The organism is Pseudomonadota bacterium (assembly GCA_039815145.1).
Lineage (GTDB): Bacteria > Pseudomonadota > Gammaproteobacteria > Steroidobacterales > JBCBZW01 > JBCBZW01.
This window is the reverse complement of sequence record JBCBZW010000227.1, coordinates 1-4,745: the sequence shown is the minus strand read 5'-3', so window position 1 is coordinate 4,745 and position 4,745 is coordinate 1. Positions and strand designations below refer to the sequence as shown.

The window sequence follows — 4,745 nt, the reverse complement described above, 5'->3', positions numbered from 1 at the left end:
GGTGGGGCTTCTTCCTGTTCGGCCTCGCCGCCGGCGGCTGGTGGACCTTCCTCTCGCCCCTGCTGATGTCGGGCCTGCTGCTGAAAGTTTCTGGCGTTGCCCTCCTGGAAAAGGACATTGGCAATCGCCGCCCCGAGTACGCCCGCTACGTGCGGGAAACCAACGCGTTCTTCCCCGGCCCTCGACGTCGTTCGAAGGATCTGGATCTGCAACAAGGAGACTTGGCATGAACCTGACGAACCCCCTTACCAAGGCCGCAGCGGGCGCTGCCATGCTGATGGCCGTCACCGCGGCCGGCGCCACCGCAGGCGTGACCGACGTGAACGAGACCCTGGATCCCCGCGAGTGGAACTTCCAGGTGTATCTGAACGACAACCCGATCGGCTTCCACAACTTCCGCCTGAACCCGCAGGAGAACGGCTACGAGTTGGAGACCGAAGCGCAGTTCAAGGTGAAGTTCCTGTTCGTGACGGCCTACCGCTACCGGCACGAGAACGTTGAAACCTGGCGCGACGGCTGCCTCGAGCGTATCGAGGCGCGCACCAACGACAACGGCGATCAATTCAAGGTGATCGGTCAGCGCGACGCCGGTGGTTTCGACCTGGCGGCCACTGCCGGCCCCGATTCCCTGGATGCAGGCTGCGTGCGCACCTTCGCCTACTGGGATCTGGCAGCCCTTAAGGACACGCAGCTGCTGAACTCGCAGACGGGCGCCTATCAACCGGTGGAAGTGGCCCTGGTCGGTCGTGAGTCCATCGAGGTGGCGGGCGAGCCCGTGGTGGCTGATCGCTACAGCCTCAACGCGGAGGGTCTCGATCTGGATCTCTGGTACACCCCCGAAGGCGAGTGGTTGGCGTTGACCTCCACGGTGGAAAAGGGTCGTCAGCTGCGCTACGAACTGGTGCGGACATGAGACGCGCATTCCTGTCGAGCTTACTCCTGAGCCTGGCGGCCCTCGGTGGCTGTGCGAGTCAGCCCGAGTTGGCCACGGTGCCGGAGGTGGACCTGGATCGATTCATGGGTGATTGGTACGTCATCGCCCACATCCCAGCGCCCCTGGAGCGCAACGCTTACAACGCGGTGGAGAGCTACGCGCGCGACGGTGATCGCATCCAGACCACCTTCACCTTCAACAACAAGGGCTTCGACGGGCCGTCAAAGGAGTACCAGCCCAACGCCATCGTGGTGGACGAGGATTCGAATGCGGTCTGGGCGATGCAGTTTATCTGGCCGTTCCGCTCGGACTTTCGGATCGTGCAGCTGGGCGCCGACTACGACACCACCATCATCGGTCGCAACAAGCGCGACTACGTGTGGATCATGGCCCGCGAGCCGGCGCTGTCGGAGGAGACCTACACCGCTCTGGTCAGCCAGGTCGATGCGATGGGCTACGACACTGCGCAGTTGCGTCGGGTTCCGCAGCGCTGGGAGTGAATCGATCCGTTAGCTAATGCCTCATGGTCGCGGCTGGCCGGCTCTCTGCCGAGGGAGCTAGGCGACCGCGACCTCAACGGTCGGCAAGGGGCTACTGCGATCAGGTGTCGATCTCCGGATCGCCTTTCAGGGTCCGTTCAGCCTCCATGGCGCCTAATACGTCTGCACCGTGAAAAACTACTGGAGCAGACATTATGAAAGCGAACGTCATCGCCCTCGCGTTGGCGGGGCTTGCCCTAACGGCCGCCGCGGAAAACGCTCCCAACCCCGATGCGCAAACACTGGCGACACAGGGGTTGGTCTCACAGCGCGCGGCTGATCAGCCCGTGAGCACCGTCACGGTCAAACCCGAGCGAGGCGCCGGCGACAAGGTCGCCCGAAAGGGGGCCACTATCGCGCCCAGCCAGGCCCTGAACCTCGACTTCTGGGTGTTCGATGCCTTCGCCGTCATCCGCGATGACTTCGACTTCGATGGGTTCCGTACGCGTATCGAACTGACCTTCGATGTGGATACGATCTTCGATCAAGCCGATGTCTACGCCGTGCTGTACCTGTCGCTCGAGGGTGGCCCGTGGACCGAGTACGGCGTGACCGACACGTTCCGGATCTTCGGCGCCAGCGGTACTGACGAGTACTTCTTCGACGCCGACCTGGTGTCCGGCTTCCCCACCGGCTACTACGACGTGCTGATCGAGGTGTACGACACTTTCGACGGTCGACTGGTCGCCGACTTCGGCCCGGAGAAGTCCGCAGCGCTGTTCGATCTGCCGCTCGAGAGCGTCGCGCTGGACGCCAGCAACAGCGAGCCTGCAGTCGTCGTGTCCTCCCAGGGCGGTGGCGGCTCGGCGGGGCTCATCTCCCTCGGTGGTTTGCTCGCCGCACTGGGGCTGCGTCGCCGCCTCGGGCGTAAGTCATCGACCGACTAGGGCCGAGTTTGCCTGGGTGCCAGTATCGGGGATAGCATCGATCGGCATCCCTTTGATGCGTGGCGTACGCCGCGCGAAGCTGCTCTCAAGGACACGCAATCTCATGCCCACGTTATGGCGAAACAACCCGACGCTGGTGGGCTAACGCGCGGATGGAGAAGGATCGCTGGGATGCCCTGCAGCACCACTTCCACCGACTGTCGGAGATGGCTGCTTCTGAGCGAGGCGCTGCACTAGATGAGCTGAGTCAGCAAGACAGTGCGCTGGCTGACCTCCTCAAGTCGATGATCAACAACGACACGAGGAGGTCCTCGGCGGCCACCGGTATCGTCGAAACCGCGAGAGAGGCGATCCTCGGCGCGACGACACACTACGAAGGCGCGCAAATCGGCCCGTACCGGGTCGTTTCCTTCATCGCCCGCGGCGGCATGGGCGACGTCTACCTCGCCACCCGCGACGACGGCACCTTCGAGCAACAGGTGGCCATCAAGCTGGTCGATCCTGCGCGTCTGCCGCCGGATCTGGTCGCCCACTTCAACGCAGAGCGGCGCATCCTAGGCAAGCTGGATCACCCGCACATCGCGAGAATTCTCGATGCCGGGGCAACCACTGACGGCATACCGTACCTGGCCATGGAGTTCATCGACGGCGTGCCGCTGGATCAGTACTGCCGTCTGCATCGCTTGCCTCTAGCTCGCATGCTGAACATCTTCCTCGAGGTGTGCGGCGCCGTTAGCCACGCCCATCGGATGCTGGTGATTCATCGGGATATCAAGCCGGCCAACATCCTGGTCACGGCGGACGGCACGCCGAAGCTCCTCGACTTCGGCATCTCCGAGTTCGTTGGCCATGACATCGAACGCCTGCTGGAGACCGACGCCGAACTCACGTCCAGGCTCATGACGCCACGTTTCGCGAGCCCCGAGCAAGCGGCCGGGTTGCCCACCACCACGGCTAGCGACATCTATGCGCTCGGGTTGCTGCTGCATACCCTGTTGACCGGCCACATGCCCCCGGATTCCGATGGTCCCGGCGCTTTGCAGCGGCCTAGCGACGCCGTCCTGATGCCGGACGCTGATGACGACGGCGCCATCGATCGGAAGAGGCGAAGTGCGCAACTGCGCGGCGACCTCGATAGCATCGTGTCGAAGGCCCTCGCCCGCGAACCGGAGATGCGTTACCGAACCGCCGAGCGTCTCGCCTCGGATATCGAGCACTACCTGGCCGGCTATCCGGTCGCGGCGCGACCGAACACGGCGCCCTACGTCTTCGGGGCGTTCCTGAAGCGAAACCCTGCGCCGGTCACCGTCGGCCTCGGTATCGTCCTAGCCAGTGCTGCCGCCTTCGTCTTTCACAACAGTCAGCTCGCCGAAGAACGAGATCGCGCTCGCCTCGAGGCTGACCGGGCCACGGCAACGGCGGAGCTTCTGGTCGAGATATTCAGCCACTCCGATCCTGACAAGCGTCTCGGCGCGGATATCACGGCGAAGCAGATCCTGGATCGCGGCGCTGAGATGCTGCAGCGAAATCCGGACGTGCAGCCCGAGGTGCGCGCCAGCCTAGGATTCTCGGTGGGATCCGTTTACGAGAGTCTCGGTCTCTACGACGAGGCACAGCAGCACCTCAACGATGCGATTGAGCTGCAGAGGGATCTGTCCGATCAGGCCGGTTTGGCTAAGAGCCTGGCATTGCTCGGCAACACGCTGTACGAAGTGAGCGAACTAGAAGCGGCCACCGAGGCGCTCGAGCGTGCCCTGGCCGTCAATCGGGCGCTGCACCCGCAGGACCACACGGATGTAGCGAAGAGCCTCAGCGAACTGGGGCACATTCAATACGCCCGTGGCGACTACGAACGAGCCGAGTCAACGTTCGACCAGGCGATCGCCATGTTCGAGCGCCTGGGGGAGACCTCTGATGCGTCTTACGCCGCGGTACTGCACAACGTCGGGCAGGTGCGGTTGATGGAAGGCGACCTGGCGGCCGCCGAGCGAAACTTCCGTCTTGCCTACGAGCGTACGGTCGCTACGCTGGGGCCCCAGAACACGTTGACCGTGACGTACATGCACAACCTGGCGGTCGCGCAGCATGGACTGGGCCAGTATGACGATGCGGAGCCGCTGTACCTGGAGGTGATCGAGCGAGAGAGAGAGCTACTCGGGGAAGCGCATCCAGACAGGGAAGCGGCGATGACCAACCTCGGGCGCCTGTACGGCGACACCAACCGCCTCGACGAGGCGGAGCGGTATCTTCGCCAGGCTGTCGAGCACGTCATTCGCACCCGAGGCGCCAGGCATACCTTCGTCGCCTACGACATGGTCAACCTGGCGAACCTGCTCACGATCAAAACCGAGTACGCCGAAGCCGAGGCGATCTTCCAGTCCGCGC

At 63.7% G+C, this 4,745-nt stretch carries 5 protein-coding genes; all 5 read left to right on the top strand.

The genetic code is table 11. The features are described 5' to 3' along the window. On the top strand, positions 1 to 230 hold a 230-nt coding region (locus AAF184_24780), incomplete at its 5' end, for a DUF1295 domain-containing protein (GenBank protein ID MEO0425573.1). Beyond that, entirely contained in the window at positions 227 to 913 is a 687-nt protein-coding gene (locus tag AAF184_24775; protein ID MEO0425572.1) for a DUF6134 family protein, read from the top strand. The genes AAF184_24780 and AAF184_24775, both read left to right, overlap by 4 nt. Next, the gene (locus tag AAF184_24770; protein ID MEO0425571.1) at positions 910 to 1,434 is read left to right on the top strand and encodes a lipocalin family protein; all 525 of its coding nucleotides are present in this window, start codon (positions 910 to 912) and stop codon (positions 1,432 to 1,434) included. The genes AAF184_24775 and AAF184_24770 overlap by 4 nt, the downstream gene beginning before the upstream one ends. Positions 1,435 to 1,628: 194 nt before the next feature. Next, complete coding sequence (locus AAF184_24765) at positions 1,629 to 2,360, top strand: choice-of-anchor H family protein (GenBank protein MEO0425570.1); 732 nt, start codon at positions 1,629 to 1,631, stop codon at positions 2,358 to 2,360. A 152-nt stretch (positions 2,361 to 2,512) separates the two neighbouring features. Further along, positions 2,513 to 4,745 (top strand): tetratricopeptide repeat protein (locus tag AAF184_24760; protein ID MEO0425569.1); only part of this gene is annotated, 2,233 nt, incomplete at its 3' end.